Annotated in this window: 11 protein-coding genes; 6 read left to right on the top strand and 5 right to left on the bottom strand. The window is 43.9% G+C overall.

Features of this window, described 5'->3' with window-relative positions; translation table 11 throughout:
- Positions 1–52 precede the first annotated feature (52 nt).
- Both IP485_RS00220 and recD read left to right on the top strand, forming a co-directional pair.
- Complete coding sequence (locus IP485_RS00220) at positions 53–4,678, top strand: UvrD-helicase domain-containing protein (RefSeq protein ID WP_198325486.1); 4,626 nt, start codon at positions 53–55, stop codon at positions 4,676–4,678.
- A gap of 102 nt (positions 4,679–4,780) precedes the next feature.
- Positions 4,781–7,036 carry an exodeoxyribonuclease V subunit alpha gene (recD, locus tag IP485_RS00215; protein ID WP_198325485.1) on the top strand — a complete coding sequence of 752 codons (2,256 nt, stop codon included), beginning with the start codon at positions 4,781–4,783 and terminating at the stop codon, positions 7,034–7,036.
- 113 nt (positions 7,037–7,149) lie between these two features.
- Here the strand turns inward: recD and IP485_RS00210 are convergent, their stop codons facing one another.
- The gene (locus IP485_RS00210; protein ID WP_194364455.1) at positions 7,150–7,713 is read right to left on the bottom strand and encodes a hypoxanthine-guanine phosphoribosyltransferase; all 564 of its coding nucleotides are present in this window, start codon (positions 7,711–7,713) and stop codon (positions 7,150–7,152) included.
- A gap of 102 nt (positions 7,714–7,815) precedes the next feature.
- Complete coding sequence (locus IP485_RS00205) at positions 7,816–8,484, bottom strand: hypothetical protein (protein WP_198325484.1); 669 nt, start codon at positions 8,482–8,484, stop codon at positions 7,816–7,818.
- A 319-nt stretch (positions 8,485–8,803) separates the two neighbouring features.
- Between IP485_RS00205 and IP485_RS00200 the strand changes: the two genes are divergently transcribed.
- The 3 genes from IP485_RS00200 (at position 8,804) to IP485_RS00190 (ending at position 12,017) form a co-directional block, all read left to right on the top strand.
- Positions 8,804–10,495: a carbon starvation protein A gene (locus IP485_RS00200; RefSeq protein WP_194364453.1), complete on the top strand. Its 1,692-nt coding sequence runs from the start codon at positions 8,804–8,806 to the stop codon at positions 10,493–10,495.
- A gap of 116 nt (positions 10,496–10,611) precedes the next feature.
- Complete coding sequence (locus IP485_RS00195; RefSeq protein ID WP_194364452.1) at positions 10,612–10,905, top strand: cory-CC-star protein; 294 nt, start codon at positions 10,612–10,614, stop codon at positions 10,903–10,905.
- Positions 10,906–10,970: 65 nt separating this feature from the next.
- The gene (locus IP485_RS00190; protein WP_198325483.1) at positions 10,971–12,017 is read left to right on the top strand and encodes an ArsA family ATPase; all 1,047 of its coding nucleotides are present in this window, start codon (positions 10,971–10,973) and stop codon (positions 12,015–12,017) included.
- Between the two features lie 48 nt (positions 12,018–12,065).
- On the opposite strand, the gene IP485_RS00185 is transcribed toward IP485_RS00190, so the two are convergent.
- The 3 genes from IP485_RS00185 to IP485_RS00175 form a co-directional block, all read right to left on the bottom strand.
- The gene (locus IP485_RS00185) at positions 12,066–13,730 is read right to left on the bottom strand and encodes a DUF3482 domain-containing protein (protein ID WP_198325482.1); all 1,665 of its coding nucleotides are present in this window, start codon (positions 13,728–13,730) and stop codon (positions 12,066–12,068) included.
- A gap of 239 nt (positions 13,731–13,969) precedes the next feature.
- Positions 13,970–14,941 carry a sterol desaturase family protein gene (locus tag IP485_RS00180; RefSeq protein WP_198325481.1) on the bottom strand — a complete coding sequence of 324 codons (972 nt, stop codon included), beginning with the start codon at positions 14,939–14,941 and terminating at the stop codon, positions 13,970–13,972.
- Between the two features lie 145 nt (positions 14,942–15,086).
- Positions 15,087–16,487: a DUF2868 domain-containing protein gene (locus IP485_RS00175; protein ID WP_198325480.1), complete on the bottom strand. Its 1,401-nt coding sequence runs from the start codon at positions 16,485–16,487 to the stop codon at positions 15,087–15,089.
- 219 nt (positions 16,488–16,706) lie between these two features.
- Here IP485_RS00175 and IP485_RS00170 point away from each other — a divergent pair, with 219 nt between their 5' ends.
- On the top strand, positions 16,707–17,486 hold the full coding sequence (locus tag IP485_RS00170) for an SDR family oxidoreductase (RefSeq protein ID WP_265090924.1): 780 nt from the start codon (positions 16,707–16,709) through the stop codon (positions 17,484–17,486).
- Positions 17,487–17,500: the final 14 nt, after the last annotated feature.

Below are 17,500 nucleotides of genomic sequence, written 5' to 3'. Positions count from 1 at the left end.
GGTAGTTACCAGTTGTTAGACCCATAAATAATAATTAAAAGTGTACGCCCCTATGACAGACTTGCCCAACACCACTTCTCTTAACGAAGCTGCTCATCAGCTGCATGTGCTCGATGGGCACTCACATCAATTGCATAATTCTGCTGATATGTCGACTTATACGACTGACAGTGAGCACATGAGTGAACGCAAAGCAGGTGTGATACCTGCGGTTGATGTTGATCTAATGGGCAGACACTTAATTGAGGCCTCGGCAGGTACTGGTAAAACGTGGACACTTACGGGCATCGTACTGCGCCTACTGATTGAAGCGAGGCGTGCACCAGAGCAAATCATTGCCACGACCTTTACGCGAGCCGCTGCTGCCGAGATGCGTCAACGTATTCATGATCGTTTGGTGGATTTTTATCAATTGCTGCAATGGGTGAATAGCCTAAGTACAGATCTTAATAATAAGGACACTTTATATCCTGCCGTATTGCAAGTGATGCCTGACACTGGTAAACCGGCCAACATAGACAAGCAGTCTGATTCAGTCATGAGTACAGATGCTGGTACAGGCACTGAAGCTGGCGCTGACGATACCAATCAAGATCTTGCTTATGAACATAACAGTGATGAGCAAAACCAAAAAACAGCGGCGAGAAAACGTAGTCAGGCCAAAACTGTGCGTGAAGAATGGCTGATTGATCAGGCCAAGTACGCTCGTTTAGATAGCATCATGCAAGATCCCATCAACCTACATCTGGTCGGTTATTTGCTGGATCATGTATACAGCTACCCAATGACAGAGGCCATTAGGCGTACCGCATTGGTGTTGACCACGCTGGATAAACTGTTTGTGGGCACGCTCGATAGCTTGGCGCAAAAATGGTTGACGGAATACAGTAGCGAGACCGGTCATCAACAAGGCATGGGCATTATTGAGGACAGTAGTATTGAGCAGGTGACCAACAGTATTGTTCATGATGAGCTGCGACAGTTTCAAAGCCGCTTATATAGTGAGCAGCCCAAACTATATGCATTGATGGATCAGCAAGGCAAGTTGACTGCGGCTAACGATCATAAAAAGTATGTGACACGTTCGCTTAACTTTATCTCTGCGCCGATTGATGCGGTGGTAGTAAGTGATTTCTCTTTCGAAGGTTACGAGCGCTTGATCAGTGAAATTATTAAGCGCAGCGCTGAGCTTGATGCTTTCTTTGAGTCTGACGGTGAATATTATGAGGTTCCTAAAGGTCAGCTTCAAAACAATAGAGATTCATGGCCCAAAATTATTCAAGCATTAGAGGATTATGGACCGGCGGCTTATAAGTTCATATCTGATAAAAACAATAAAACAGGAAAATTGATTGAGGCTTTTCAGAAGACAGATGATATCGGCAAGCAGTTCTATAAGCCAAAGGACGGTGAGAGAGTCAACTTAATATTTAATGAGTTGCCAGTCGTTCGTGACTTCAAGCGCTATGTTGAACAAAGCAACAAGCTTGATGAATACATCATTACGGTATTGGCCAATCTGAACCGCCATATCGTGCTCGCCGTACGTGATAGGTTGCCAGTTATCCTAGAAGAACGTGGTGAGACGACGTTTAGCTTGCAAATGGTGCGTCTAAACCAAGCATTGACTGGTCGTCAAGGAGAGAAGCTGGCACGTTATATTCGTCACCACTATCCGGTAGCACTGATTGACGAGTCGCAAGATATCAATGGTGAGCAAGCCATTATGATTGAAAGCATTTACTTGCCAAAGAATAAATCTAAACTGTCGGACAGTGATAAGCAGTCAACCACTAGGAGGGCCAATCATGAATTTCTGCTATTGGTGGGTGACCCCAAACAGGCTATTTATGGGTTCCGTGGTGGCGACGTAGCCAACTACAACTATATGAAAGCCCAGTTCGATAAAAGCACTCTTTGGACGCTGGATATCAATCGCCGCTCAAATGCCAGCTTGATTGATGCGCTCAATTGTTGGTTTGGCATGGCTGATGCAACAACTGCTGAGAATAAACTGTCGCAGCTAGGTACTGGTATTTATTATCAGCATATTAAAGCGGCAAAGCCAGAGAACCAGTTGTCTTGGTCTAATGAACCAGATGCTCATAGCAGCACCTTAGTGACGGATGTATTGTCTGCCCAACCAGTAAGCGTATTGCACCTGCCTTACGATAGAGACAAAGAGCTTGAGTATGATGAGTTTGAGATCACAGCGCGCCATATTGCGACCGTTCTTAACAGTGGTCAGACACTAAAAAATATTCCAATTAAGCCCAGTGATATTGGGGTGCTGGCACGTACCAAAAAAGATCTAAAGCGGGTGGAAGATGAGCTAGTCAAACTCAATGTGCCAACCTTGACCACCAGTGACGTCAGTATTTTTGAGACCATCATGGCAGAAGATGTGGCAGCGCTACTCAGTGCCATGCTATACCCATACCGTCATGACATGATCAATCGGGTATTAACCAGTCACTTGTACGGCCTCAGTATCAAAGATATCAAAGTTATGATGACGGATCATGAGTCAGGGGTGACAGACGATCATAATCCTAATGGTACTAATGCAGCAGCGGTCAATAGTAAAAAAAGCTACCAAGACTTTATTACCTATCTAAAAGAGGGTGCGCAGCGTTGGCAACACTTTGGTATTCTATCGGCGTTGCATTATTTGCTAGATAAAAACCCTGTGCAGCCACAAGGTGTATGGCAAGCATTGGCGGCTCATCCAGAAGGCGACCGTCACATCATGGATTTACGTCACATCATGGATGTGCTGGCGCAATACGGCATCGATATGGGCGAGCATGAGCTCTTGGCTTGGTTTAGACAACATATAGATGCCTCGCCCAACAGCGATTGGGCCAAGCAATATCCGTTGCCTACAGAGTCTGGTGTGCAGCTGATGACCATTCACAAGTCAAAAGGGCTTGAGTTTCCTATTGTCTATGTATTAGGTATGGGCGATGCTAGTAGGAAATCAGGCACCAATGAGAAGTATGGCCTATACCTATATAATGCCCAACAATCTCCCTCGGCATTGATAAATTCAGTATTGGTAAATCAGTCGACAGTTGATCAGACGTCAGAGAGCGAGTTGTTAAGTAGTCAAGCGATTGGCAATCAACGCCGTTTCTCACCGGTGCAAGGTTCTGCTACTGTCGATGATTATTACACCGATATCGAAACACGAGAAGATTTCGATGAGATGCGACGACTGGGTTACGTGGCATTTACTCGTGCCAGTGAACAGCTTTATGTGGTGTTACGTGATCCTAAAGACACGAAGGGATTTGACTTTAAGCCAGTATTTTATTGGTTTGATACGTTAAAAGGTAAGTCTCCTACATTTGATTTGCCTGATAGGCTCAAGGGCACTATCGGTATGATACGAGCACATAATGTGCATGCGTTATACGACAACGCTGGCGTCGATAATAATGACAGTGACTCTAGTGATGCTAATGCAGTCGGTTCAATGAGTCACGTCACGTTTGCCACAAACCTATCAAATCTTCATGCGCCTGCAACAGAAATGATTGAGTACATGGCTTTTTCAGATGTCATGAAAATCAACTATTTCTATGGTTGGGCTAAAACCAGTTTTACCGCTTTAGCCCGCCAATTAGATGAGTCTACGCAGGCGATGGCAGTAGTAGATGAGCGTATTGATGATGCCCTAGATATCGATATGACAGATGTTTCAGCTTTTAACCTATCATCAACCCATAGTAATGAATGGCTTGAATCAGTGACTGAGTTGAGTCTAAAAACAGAAGATGACATTCGATTTGCCTTTGTAAAAGGTGCCAATACAGGTACATTTTTGCATGAAATATTTGAAAAAATTGATTTTAGCAACAAGTCACAGTGGCCTCAGGTGATTGATAGAGCCATCAGCAGCTATCAGTTGCCATTGGTCTATAGTAGCGTGGAACAGCAAAGCCGTATATTGCAGGCAAAAAACAAAGCAGATAGCCGCCCGTTTAACCCAGACTCAATAGACGCGACTAAACATGATGCCTTAATTAACTGGATTGAGGAAGTGCTACAGGTGCCATTATTGGCATCGAATCAGCCGCTCAATGCTATTGATACAGAACAGCGATTTGCCGAGCTAGAATTTAATATGGGACTGTCAGAGACGTTTAGAGCACAAGACATTAATAAACTGTTTCAGCAGTATCTGCCTGATGACATAGACAAGCACATCAGCTTAGTGCCACAAAATAAAGCGCATTTGTATCGTTATCTGCGCGGCGAGATTGATTTGGTGTATGAACATGCTGGCAAGTATTATGTGGTCGATTATAAAAGCAATTTTTTAGGAAATAGCCTAAGCAATTATAGCGAAAATACTCTCAAACAAGCGATGTCAAAAGCAGGGTATTGGTTACAAGCTGCAATCTATCAGGTAGCGTTACATCGATTCCTTGCCATAAGGATTGACGACTATATAGGCAATGAACACAAGTACCTTGGCGCAGTGGAGTATATGTTTTTACGGGGCACGTATACCCCAAACTGTCAATCTACTGACGTATTGGCTGACTCTACTGAAGCTAATGATAGCGGCTCAAGCAGTAATGGCCAGCATAACCGTTATGGATTGGTGACTTGGGACATTCCAGTTGACTTTATTAAAGCGTTGGATTCACTGTTTGGTTTGCCAAATTAGTAGGCTCGCCTCATTTAAGAGGTGCTAAGCCAAACAAACCTAAAGAATTAATAGAATATTCAGCGTGTGATCGTCAAATAATAAACATAGAGAAAATACACAATGAGCAATAACAACAGTAAGCATAAGGTAGCCGTTGGCGTACAAGAAAGCTGGGCCAGTAATATCAGTGATTATATATTGCTGCGTCGTCAGCAAACGCAGGTTGCATACATTACGCGAGACACACCATCTAATATCCATGGCAAACGGATTGACAACACAGAAGAGCGTCATTTGTTTTCGGCTTTATTCGTGATGTTAGCCACTCATTTAGAAGAGGGGCATACGGTGTTGACCATTGAGGCAGTTGAGAGCGAGCAACCGTTACAAGGTCATGTGAATGGTGAGTCCGTTACACTATATGCATGGCAGCAGCAGTTGTTAGAGATGCTAGCGATGCCAGTCTTAGCGTTGATTGATACCCAATCGAATCTGAAAGCCGTAGAGGTGCAGGCGACAGAAACAACAGCAATGAGCAGTGAGACAGATTTGCAAACAGTTGAAGATGTTTTAGCAGAACCCTCACTGTTTGATTTGTTGAACACATTATTTGCTCGGCGTGCGCAGTTATGGACGCAGCTGACACTGACCAATCACGAAAAAGAGATACTGACCAAGCGCTTTAATACGATAGTTGCCCTTTATGAGTACCTAAAGAATACAGATTTACGCTCTTTTACGCAGTCGATTCATGAGCATAAGCTGTTTGCTAATGTTCACTCAGGAATGATCAATAACAATAATAGCCTAAGCAAAAATAATCAGCCTATTATTTACCAAATCAATAAAGATGGAAACAGTGCGACAATTTCACTCACTTTTTGGCTACACCGCGCATGGCAAGCAGAGCTCAACTTGGCACAGCACATCAATACTATTCTAAATCAGAAAATAACGCCATTAGCCATCAATATACCCGATACGCTAAACCCACAGCAGGTAGCGGCCATTAATGTCTCGAACAATAATGCATTTAGCATCATCACTGGCGGGCCAGGCACCGGAAAAACTTATACCGTAGCTCAGCTAGTGATTGCACTACAACAGGCCACAGAGAGTAGGGCAGGTAAGCAGGAACAGATTAAATTCAGTACAGACAGTGCGAGCCTCGCATTAGCAGCACCGACGGGTAAGGCGGCCCAGCGAATGCAGGAGTCTTTACAGGCTGCACTTGATGCTGCGAATGTAGAATTACAATTGCAAGAGGCCAAAACGATTCATCGCTTGTTAGGTATTGGCCGTACGGGTAAACCTCGTTACGATGCAAAAAACCCACTCGGCGAAGATATTATCATCGTTGATGAGGCATCAATGCTCGGGGTAGAGTTGGCTAATTATTTAGTAAGTGCTGTAAAACCCGGTGCACGCTTGATACTACTGGGTGATGCAAACCAGCTAGCAGCGGTAGATGCAGGGGCCGTATTGGCCGATCTGTGTCGTATTCCGTTATTGCAACCCATTCACGCAGAGCTGACTGAAAGCCGTCGTTTTAGTGCAGACTCTGGTATTGGCAAGCTTGCGTACCAAATAAACAAAGCAGATGTAGATATTAGAGCGATTTGGCAGTTATTAAAACATGACAATGCACTGAGTTTTCAATATGTGAATACGAATACATTACAAGCAGCAGTACTATCAGATGACAATTTAAGAAATAGCCTAAGCAATCAAAAAATCATCGAAAAGATGTCAAAAAGTTACCATTTATATCTGGTTAAAATTAAGAATTATCTGCAAAATCCAATAGAAAAATCCATGCCAGAATCAGTAAAAGCCACAATTACCTCACTGATGGAAACCTTTAATCAGTTCAGAATTTTAACTGCGGGCCACAATGGTGAATGGGGCGATCACTATATTAATAATTACTTGACCCAGTGGCATCTTGCAGAATTAAAGCTGCCCTTGGGTCAAAACACGTGGTTTCATGGACGTCCTGTTATGGTGCTACAGAACAATTACGAGCTAGGACTCTTTAATGGGGACATTGGCTTTTGCTTGCAGACGAGTGGTGAAAGAAACCAACTTGAAGTGTTTTTTGAAAATAAAACGCAAGGTATCGCTGTTAACCTGCTAAATGAGGAAGTGATGGCGACGGCATATGCGATGACCATACATAAATCGCAAGGGTCTGAGTTTGATCATGTGGCTATTACTTTTGATAACAGTCATGCAAGACTACTTAGTAAAGAGCTTATCTATACAGCGGTAACTCGTGCTAAAAAGCAAGTGACCATCTATAGTACAAAACATGCATTAGAAAAAGCCGTACAAACACCTACTGAACGGCATACGGGTTTGGCATTACAGTTTTAATCATTATCATGCCATTCATTACCATTGTTGGTTTTCTCATTCTGAACACAATAAAAAAGCATCCAAATAGGATGCTTTTTTATGATTTAGATTTAAGCGCTTAAATCTAAACGTTAAACTTTGTCTTCTTTGATTGCATAGATACCAGGCAAATGGCGCAGGTAACCATGAAAGTCCATACCACAACCATAAACATAACGATCTGCCACATTGATGCCCACAAAATCCACATCAAACCCTTGAACCTTACGGTCATGTTCTTTGTTAAGCAACACACAAGTTTCGATAGACAGTGGTTTTTCTTTGCTGAGTTCTTCCACGACTGCTTTTAGAGTAATACCTTCATCAAAAATATCATCAATCAGCAATACATGCTCACCTTCGATATTAACATCTGGCTTAAATTTCCAATCAAGATCATTGGTGCCTTGGTTATCACGATATCGAGACGCATGGATATAATGCATACGATGATAGAACGTCAGGTGTGTCAGTAGCTGACCCGCTGGAATCAGTCCGCCATTCATGACGACCATAACAATAGGGTTAAGCCCAACATAGTGTAGGTTTAGCTGAGCGGCCAAACGCTCATAAGCAGCAGCAACTTCGATACTGCTAATAAGGCACTCTGAGTTGCGTAATGTTTTTTCAATTTCTTGGTTACTGATTTGGGTCATCGGATGCGCCTTTGGTAAAAAGTGCCGCTTATTTTAGCAAATTTTCGTGAATTTTCCCAACGTCATATGACTTTTGAGACAAAATTAATCCGATTTAAAGGGTTATTCTGGCTTTTGAATAATAAACGGACGGTAATAGTTGGCCAAGCGGTTCAATGAGTCGTTTGGTAGGTCGGGCAACAGCTTATTAAGTGCCATACTCATGCCTTTATCAATGGCTGATTTGGCGACTGGTACGGATTTTCGCTTAATCATGCCAAGCTTCAACGTTTCAGCGTAGCGACTGACAAAGTGAGTCAGTGTCGCCTCGTTCATGGTTTCGAGTGCTGTTTTAAATTTGGATCTATCGACGTGTTCTGGAGTGATAGCAGCAAAACCTTCATCGATTATTTTTGCATCTGTTTCAGACAGCTTAAATCCCACACGTTTTACGCCTTCATTATCCATAAAGGTTGCATGATCTCGCAAAAAATTAAAACTTGGCATCACTTCTTCATTATTCTCTTTACCCAGTAAAATATTGAGTAGGGTATCAGTAGCACGTTCAATTGTCACAACGATTTTTCGCATAGAGGCTTGACGCTCAGGATTTGGAATAATGTCTACCAAACCAACCAACAGATTATCCGTTAGGTCACGTGCGGTCTGATGGGTGAGTGCATCACGATATGGGTAATAATCTACTTGCTCATCTGAAGCAATGACCTGTTCGGCCTCACTGATTTGTGCTTTTAGTTTGTCTGAGGGTACGAATCCAAAATAATGTGCCATTGTACTTCCTTTATTTGTTGTTTTTCAGGTCTTACTTACGTTACATTTGTCGTCAAATCGGTTACTATTCAACCAGAATTTTAAACAAAGGCTCACCACACCATATGCTGATTAGTGACGTACTCTAATTTTACAGTGCAAAGGTTTATTGATTGATGATTAATTTACAATCTTCCTAAGATATTATCCCATATAGGATATATCTAATCTCAGGTGAGATGAGTCACTCACCGCACACTAATTTAGCATATTTTTCATATTTTGATTCAAAAAGCTTGAACTTATAAGGCTATCGACTACTTGTCTAGGGAGAGATAAGATGAATAGTGCTATTGTATTGGTATTCGCTGTAGCTGCTATGTTTTGCGGCTACTTGTTTTACTCAAAATTTATTGCCACTAAGATTTTGGCATTGGACAACAGTCGTCCAACGCCTGCACATACAATGAAAGATGGGGTGGATTATGTGCCCACCAACAAATATGTATTATGGGGTCATCATTTTACCTCAGTCGCTGGCGCTGCACCGATCATTGGTCCTGCTATTGCTGTGATTTGGGGCTGGGTGCCTGCCATCATTTGGGTGGTATTTGGCACTATTTTCATGGCTGGTGTACACGATATGTCGGCCATTTGGGCAAGTATGCGCAATAGAGGCCAGTCGATTGGTTCTATCGCTGGTAATGTCATGGGCACCCGTGTCCGTAGCTTGATGATGGTCGTTATTTTCTTATTGTTGCTAATGGTGAATGCTGTATTTGGTGTTGCTATTGCTAATATGATGATTAAAACCCCATCTGCGGTATTACCAGTTTGGGGTGCGTTGGTTGTTGCCTTTATCATTGGTCAGTGTATTTATCGCTACAAAATGAACTTGGTTTGGGTATCCATTATCGGTGTTGGTGCCTTATACGGACTTATCTATCTTGGACCTATGTTCCCGATTGTGTTGCCTGAAACCATCATGGGTTTACCTGATAACGCTGTCTGGATTCTTATCTTGTTTGCTTATGCAGCGGTCGCCTCATTACTGCCTGTCTGGATGCTGCTTCAACCACGCGACTATATCAACGGTTTGCAGCTGTTTGTCGGTTTGATTCTGCTGTACGCAGCTATTTTTATTGCGACACCAACCATTGTCGCCCCAGCAATCAACACGGCATTACCAATCGGCACGCCTTCACTGATGCCGCTATTGTTTGTCACCATTGCTTGTGGCGCGATTTCAGGGTTCCACGGTTTAGTGGCAACTGGTACGACATCCAAGCAGATTGATAAAGAAGAAGACGTTCGTTTCGTTGGTTACTTTGGTGCGTTGGGTGAAGGTATGCTCGCACTCGGTGCAATTTTGGCGGCAACGGCAGGTTTTGCTACGCTTGGTGATTGGCAAGCGGTTTATCAAAAATTTGGTGACGGTTCTATCGGTGCTTTCATCGATGGCGGCGCGACCATCTTGAATGCTGGTGTTGGTATCGATATGGTGCTATCACAAACCATGCTTACGGTAATGGCTGCGCTATTCGCTGGTACGACGATGGATACTGGCGTACGTTTGCAACGTTATATCTTCCAAGAATTTGGTGAGATTTATAAATTGCCTGTACTGAGTAAAAGTGTCGTCGCAACGTTACTAGCAGTCGGGAGCTGTTTGCTATTGGCATTTGGTGCCGGTGGTATCGATGGTGCTGGTGGTATGATTATCTGGCCACTATTCGGTACAACCAACCAGTTGATGGCAGCGTTGACTCTGATGATTGTCACCGTTATTCTGTTGCGTAAAGGTAAGCCTGTTTGGTATACCTTGGCACCATTGTCATTCTTGTTGGTTATGACCGTATTTGCACTACTGATTCAGCTCAAAACCTTCTTCACAGATGGTAATTGGCTACTTATCATTATGGACATCATCATCTTGGTGGCCACGATTTTAGTGACATTTGAGAGTCTCTCGGTGCTACGCAAAGAATGGTCGCTACACAGAGGTAACGGCAACATCAAGGACGATACCTAAACGCTAGTGAAGTTCATATATTGCACAGAATCAAAAACGCTAGCAGCAATTGCTGGCGTTTTTTGTATCGGATAGGCATGATGGATTATCAGTATTAAATAAAATAAGAGGTCATTATGGACGACGAAAGCACCCCAAACGAGCTAGAAAATACCCAACCATGGTGGCAACGGTTTGTGGCTGGATTGAATGAGTTCTACCATGCGCCTTATCGACAGACGATGGCACGTGCTGCCCGTGATGAAGAAGATTTTTTTATGTTGCTCATGTTTGCTGAGAGCTTGGGCATTGATAACCCAGCCAGCTTTTATACACTAGAGCTACAGCCATTGTTTTTAGAAAACTTCCACGAATGGCACACGCGTATGGGTATGGATAGATGCCCCTTTGATCACGTTGGTTGCTGCTAATAATAGCAGTGATAAAAATAAGCTAAACACTGATTGCACAATGAGACAAAATACGAGATAACAACATGGCATTACACCCTTTACATGGCTTGGTAGAGCAGCTGGCGACACAGCCGATTATATTTATCGGAGGGAAGGGAGGCGTGGGGAAAACCACCACTGCTGCTGCACTAGCGAGCTACTATGCAAGCCAGCAGCAAAAAACTTTGATTGTTTCAACTGATCCAGCACATAGCTTGGGCGATGTACTCAATACGCGTCTAAAGAACGAGAAAACCACGATATCACCTTATCTCGATGCCATTGAACTGAATCCCGATGTCATCGTTGATGAGCATTTTGCCCAAGTTGAACGCACGATTAAATCCTACGCCAATCCAGATATGATGCCCAAAATTCGTGAGCATCTGCGATTATCTAAATCAGCACCTGGTGCCCAAGAGGCCGCGATGCTCGAGTCTATGTGCCACCACTTAGTCGAGGCCGCAGAGGCTGGTTATGAACATGTTATTTTTGACACTGCACCGACAGGGCATACCTTGCGATTGCTAATACTGCCTGAGATGATGGGTGCATGGACGGATGGGCTGCTTGCACAGCAGCGAAGGCAAGCCAAACTGCGCTCGGTAGCGACGCATTTGGACAGTCATAATCAAAAAGGCGATCAAACAGACAGCCTCAAAAACGATGTGGCAAATCCATTTGCCGCAAAGAAATCCGATCGCTGGGAGCAAGCCGTATCAATACTAGAAAAGCGCAAGCAGTTGTTTCGTCAAGCAGGATTATTGCTGCATGACCGTACACAAACAGCGATCGTATTGGTTATGACCGCTGATGTCTTACCATTGGCTGAGACCAAACGAGCTATCGAGCAGTTAGAAGACAGTAAGCTCACGCCAGCAGCAATTGTCATCAATCAGCTGATAACTCCCACGCAGTCGGATGATTTTTGGCAGCGTCGGGCAGATAGGCAGCAGCAACTCATGCAAGATATCGAGCAAGGCTTTACCAAGTACCCGCTATATCCAATTTATCTACAGCAAACAGATGTACGTGGTACAGAGGCATTGAGTGCACTGTTAGATACAGTAAATACACAGCCTGGTTATTAATTACTAATGAGTAGTCAGGCCGTGATTTAGGAATATAGCATTAAATAATCATGAATCACGCTTGTACGACTGTAACTTACCTGACAGTGACCATGCCATGTCTGTGCGTAGTAATTGTGCTTGTTCAGACTTACCGCTGCTCAGCGACGACCATTGCGGTTTGCCTCGGGCTTTTTTGAGCTCACTTGGTAATTTATGAGCCGGCCATACAGTAATTGGATTATTGTCTTCATCGGGATTATTATCACCTCCTGACGCTTCAAGGCTATTTTTCTCGCCTTTATACAATAACTGAGTGGCGTCCGTGGCAGCATGACCACGATGACGAAGGGCAGTTAGCAGGTCTAATGCTCGCGTGGCTAGCAATGTTAACGTCGCAGGATCAATATACAAGCGTTTTACCCCAGTAATCCTATCTGCAATACTGCTGGTGTTTGATAGTAATCCGCCTGCGATACCACCTATTGCGGCGCCCAATCCTAATGTAGTGCCTAGTGCTGCCGCATCGATACCTAGTCCTAGAAGCGCACCAGCAGCGGCTCCAGACGTCGTACGGATGCCATAACTTTTGAGTAGTTCAGGGTCGAATGGGTCTTGTTGATAGGCTTGTAGCTCAAGCGGTGTTGCCGAGACCGCATTATCATAGAACTTATAGAGGTTAAGTAAGTTGTGCTGCATCGCACGCTCACTTTGTCTGACCGCTTCTTGCATTTGTTCTAATACAGGCATCGGGTCGTCGTCATCATTGATCTCGCGTACAAAGGAAGCAACATTTAATAAAAAATCAGCAATGATTATATTGGCTTCATCATAGAGCTGCGCCCAATCCTCAGTCCGTCGTTGCATCAGCTGCTCAAGCATCTCAGAGTGGGTGAGCATGGTGGCTAGGTTTTTCCATAGGCGCATCTCATCCTCAAACTCAAACGCGACCGAATCGAAACGCGTTGAGATATGCAGGTTGCGTCTTGCTAGCATCGTCTGCCAGTCATCGATATTGGCATTCTGACTGTCTGTAAAATTAAAAACAGGCATCACAGGAATCGCAGCCCAAGACAAAATCGCTAGCTCATCTTTATATTTACCCAATACAGGCTCACGAGCATCTACCACGTATATGGCCATATCGCTTGCCAGCAGCTGGCGAATTACTTTGGCTTCTTGACTATAATCATAGGGCAAGTCATAGCTGTCTGAACCTTGAGCAATATCCGCCGCCAAAAACTGCTGCAAGCGTTCAATACCATCACGGCGACTGGCAGTATTGTCCTCTAGCCAATCCATAAGCCCTGAAGCATCTTCCAAACCAGGTGTATCGTATAGTGCTACCAGTACCTCACCAGTGCGACTGTCTGTCAGCTGTGCTTGCTCGACGTGACGTGTGGTTGCCGCTTCGTTTTTGACTTCACCAAAATATACGTCTCGCAATAACGTGCGCAATATAGAGGTTTTACCCGTATTGGTATGACCAACGACGGCCAATTTGAGCGGTTCACCACTGGCGATGGTTTTCTTTGTTACCTTTGCCACTGGTGCTGTCGTTGCTGATAACTCTCTTGTCGATACAGGTTGGTTATCTTGAGTAACTATTGACTGAGCTACTGTGGATTTTGAGGTGTTGTCTGAAGCATGATTTGAGACATCAGGGGTTGGCTCATAGGCCTTGTCCGCAAAGAGACCTGCAGGCTTACCATTCTGATTATTATTGTTATTCATAGTAGCGTCTTATATTATTGATGGTCAAAATACACAATAGCCATTTATTGTAAAACAAATCTGATTGGGTATCGGTTATGAATGCGTATTGTCCATATCATAAATCGTAATCTACGCATTTATAATCATACTCTAGTCGGTTCAATATACTTTAAATACAAGGAAGACGAGTGAAAGCACTACAAGTAGTAGGCTAAGCGAGACTGACACCGTATCCAATTTATAGAGAATTGACTATATTAGACAGCACTAGGTGGACACAGCAGTACCTTCAGCTTTTTCTTAAGCCCTTTGGCACGAAAGAACCGCTGCCACATACGGTAAAAGACACTAAATATTAGGCTAATGATATTGTCATGGCTGGCTTCACCAACGGCTCCATATTTGACTGGGTTGTTGATAGTATCTTCTTCTACATAAGTGCCAAACCAGCGATCAAAAATAATGAGAACACCGCCGTAATTTTGATCAATGTATTCGTTATTGGTGCCATGATGGGCACGGTGATTGGATGGGGTATCGAAAACATACTCAACCCATTTTGGAAATTTCCCCACGGTTTCGGTATGGATAAAGAACTGATAAATCAAATCTAACGCATAAAAGAAGAATACCCACACAGGATGTACGCCCAACATCATCAGTGGAACAAAGAATAACCACCAACCCGTCACAGAATATAACAGGCTTTGACGCATGGCAGTGGATAGATTCATATGGTCATCTGAATGGTGCACGACATGCGCTGACCAAAACCAATTCATACGGTGTGACGCACGATGGAACCAGTAATAGCTAAACTCAACCGCGACGAATATAGGGATGGCGGTAATCCATGTCACCTCAATAGTAAATAGGCGATATTGATATAACCATAAGCAGATAGGTATGACGATAAGCGCTTGGGCAATCAATTCAAACCCTAGATAAGAGCCACCTAAGCTAAAATTGGTCATCGCACGACGCCAACTAAAGCTTTTACTATTGCCGCGCTTGGACTGATAGAACCATTCTGCTAAAAATAATAAGAAAAATGGACCGCCAGCCAGCGGTAGCATCCACTCTTGCCAATACGCAGGTAGAATGCTCGCCAGCATTGGCTGCCATGACTCTGGCGCAGCCGTTAAGATACTTTGGTTTAATGCCTCTCTATAACCATCCAATAGTTGACCATACTGACCTAAGGTTATAAGGGAATTGTCTGCTGCCATCTTGGGCTCCTAGCCACTATAAAACATCCTTGTCATCTTAATATGACGTCACAGCTATTAAGACCTATAATATTTATTTATTGTATATCATGCTAGTCATAATGATAAGTTAAGATATGAGTAACAGATTAAAAATTAGAATGTGTTAAGTATCTATCTCAACCAAGCCAATCTTTCGTGCAGAGAGCGCCGTTTGCCACTGCTGATAACGAACCGCTTGTTTGTCTGATGGCTCATCATCGGTACGTGCGTCAGTTAATCTCGTAGAAACGCTGTTATTACCAATCAGCTGTACGATAAGCCCATCTTTGGCGTGAGCAGCGATTTGATCGAGTTTACGTAGCGTGCCGCGATCAGGTAGCGCTTTGCTATGAATGCCAAGCAAGACCTGTACAGGATGCGCATCTAAGTAATTTTTGAGCCGTGCCATATCATCACGGTCATCAACGATACCAAAATTCTCAACCTCGCTTGATTGTTCAAAACCATGATGACTGCCATCAAGCCCTGACTGCCACCATTTATCCTGATCTGCAGGGTATTCAAGCAGAGCAACTAATTTCTTGCCCGCACTGACCGTCGCCTTTGGTGCGATAGGTGTTGGTGCCTCAGTAAAGTCATCAGCATCAACCACGTGCCGCTGCCAAAAGTTTAGGATTTTTTGATAATACGGCTGTTTGATATCCAAACGCATTTTTTTGCGGCGGAACATCAATGCACAGAACGCCCATGCTATCGCTCGAGGTACAATGCCGTACATTAGCAAGCTACCAACTAGTAACCCTGCCCATTGCCTTGCAACAGACAGCGGCATCGCTTCGGTGACAAGCCTACTCTGTGCGATCGCTGTACTATCTGGCACACCAAATCCCACCATACTAGGTAGCCAGCCTAATACCTGAGTCAAGCTCACAAGCGCTTGATCAGAGAGTAAGGTTGACTCCCAGCTAAAGCTATACTGACGTACAACCAGCAAAAATATAATCGCAAGTAGCATACCGGTCAATGTCGCAAGCCATAACTGATGGCTAAACCGTCCCAAATACCAGCGCATACCGCTGTGCTGCAACTGGCGTTCATACAGATCGACGGCAGCCTTGGTCACATCGTCCTTACCACGTATGAGATAACTTGTACTGACAAAGCTCGCAAACCAACTGGGTGATTGCTGATCTCGATTGACAAGGGTCATGACAAGCCAGCCACCAAGCATAATGGTATGAAAACCAAGTAGACAGACCAACACATAAAAGAAATTCACAACATTAGACTGCAATAGCGTGAATAACCCCAAAAACCCTGAGATACACCACACCACGCTCATAACGATCATGATGCCCTTTATACGGCCGTCAATCTTACCCAGTACACGTGCAAGCGCCCCGTTGCTGTCTATACGTGACGCCCGTCGATGCAGCTTTTGGATAGGCATACCGTCCTCGCCCTGTAGCTTTTCCGTGATTAATAACGGGTCAGTGGCAAAGACGTGCTGATCGGTCTCTAAGGCTCGTACCAGCTCGGTCAGTTGATCTTGGGGTAATAGCATAATGCAATAATATCCGTATGAAGGCGTCAATATAAGAAATAGCAATTCAAAAACAGGCACTTTAATCGTTATAGATTATTGTAGCGTATATAGAATGAGGATGACTTGTATTATTTCTCTCATAGTAAACCCTCATAAAATCAGACAAAATGAATAAATAACGCTAAATCGTGTCAAAAAATATATCAAAGAAACCTATCAAAAAAAGGAAGGTCGCATATGAATAACGAAATGAATAATAAAACCTATCTTATTATCGGTGGAACAGGCGGCATTGGTCAGGCCATGGTGCAGCAGCTGGTACAACAGACAGCGGATAGGCCATCTAATCAAAGCCATCGCACACAAGTATTTGCTACTTATCATCGCAATGAGCCAAACATTGAAGCAGAAAACCTACATTGGCTGCCAATGAATGTCAGTGATGAGGATAGTATCGAACAAGCTGCCAACACTATTAAGCAGACGGTCGGTCATGTAGATTGGGTAATCAACTGTGTAGGACTATTACATACAGAGACAGCGCAGCCAGAAAAGGCCTTGCGACAGATGGACACAGAGTTCTTTTTAAAAAATATGCAAATCAATGCCCTAGCAAGTTTGCTAATAGCCAAACACATCAAACCGTTGCTCGCCAAGGCTAATCGCAGCGCCAATCATCCTGCTATTTTTGCGACCGTATCAGCCCGCGTCGGTAGCATCACTGACAATCAGCTAGGCGGCTGGTATAGCTATAGAATGAGTAAGGCGGCTCTTAATATGGGGATGAAAAACTTAAGTATCGAATGGAGCAGATCACTTAAAGATGTATGCGTGGTCGTTATGCAACCAGGCACCGTGAATACTCAGTTGTCTGCACCGTTTCAAGGCAATGTCGCTGAAGGACATCTGTTCTCGCCAGCCTATAGCGCGGAGTGCTTATTGGAAGTGCTCTCAGGGATGACGGTAGCCCAATCAGGCAGTTTTGTCGATTGGGCTGGAGAGTCGATACCTTGGTAGTCGTTAAACTGACG

This window comes from Psychrobacter sp. NG27 (assembly GCF_016106655.1).
Lineage (GTDB): Bacteria > Pseudomonadota > Gammaproteobacteria > Pseudomonadales > Moraxellaceae > Psychrobacter.
The sequence above is the reverse complement of the archived record's forward strand: the minus strand, read 5'-3'. Positions and strand labels throughout refer to the sequence as shown.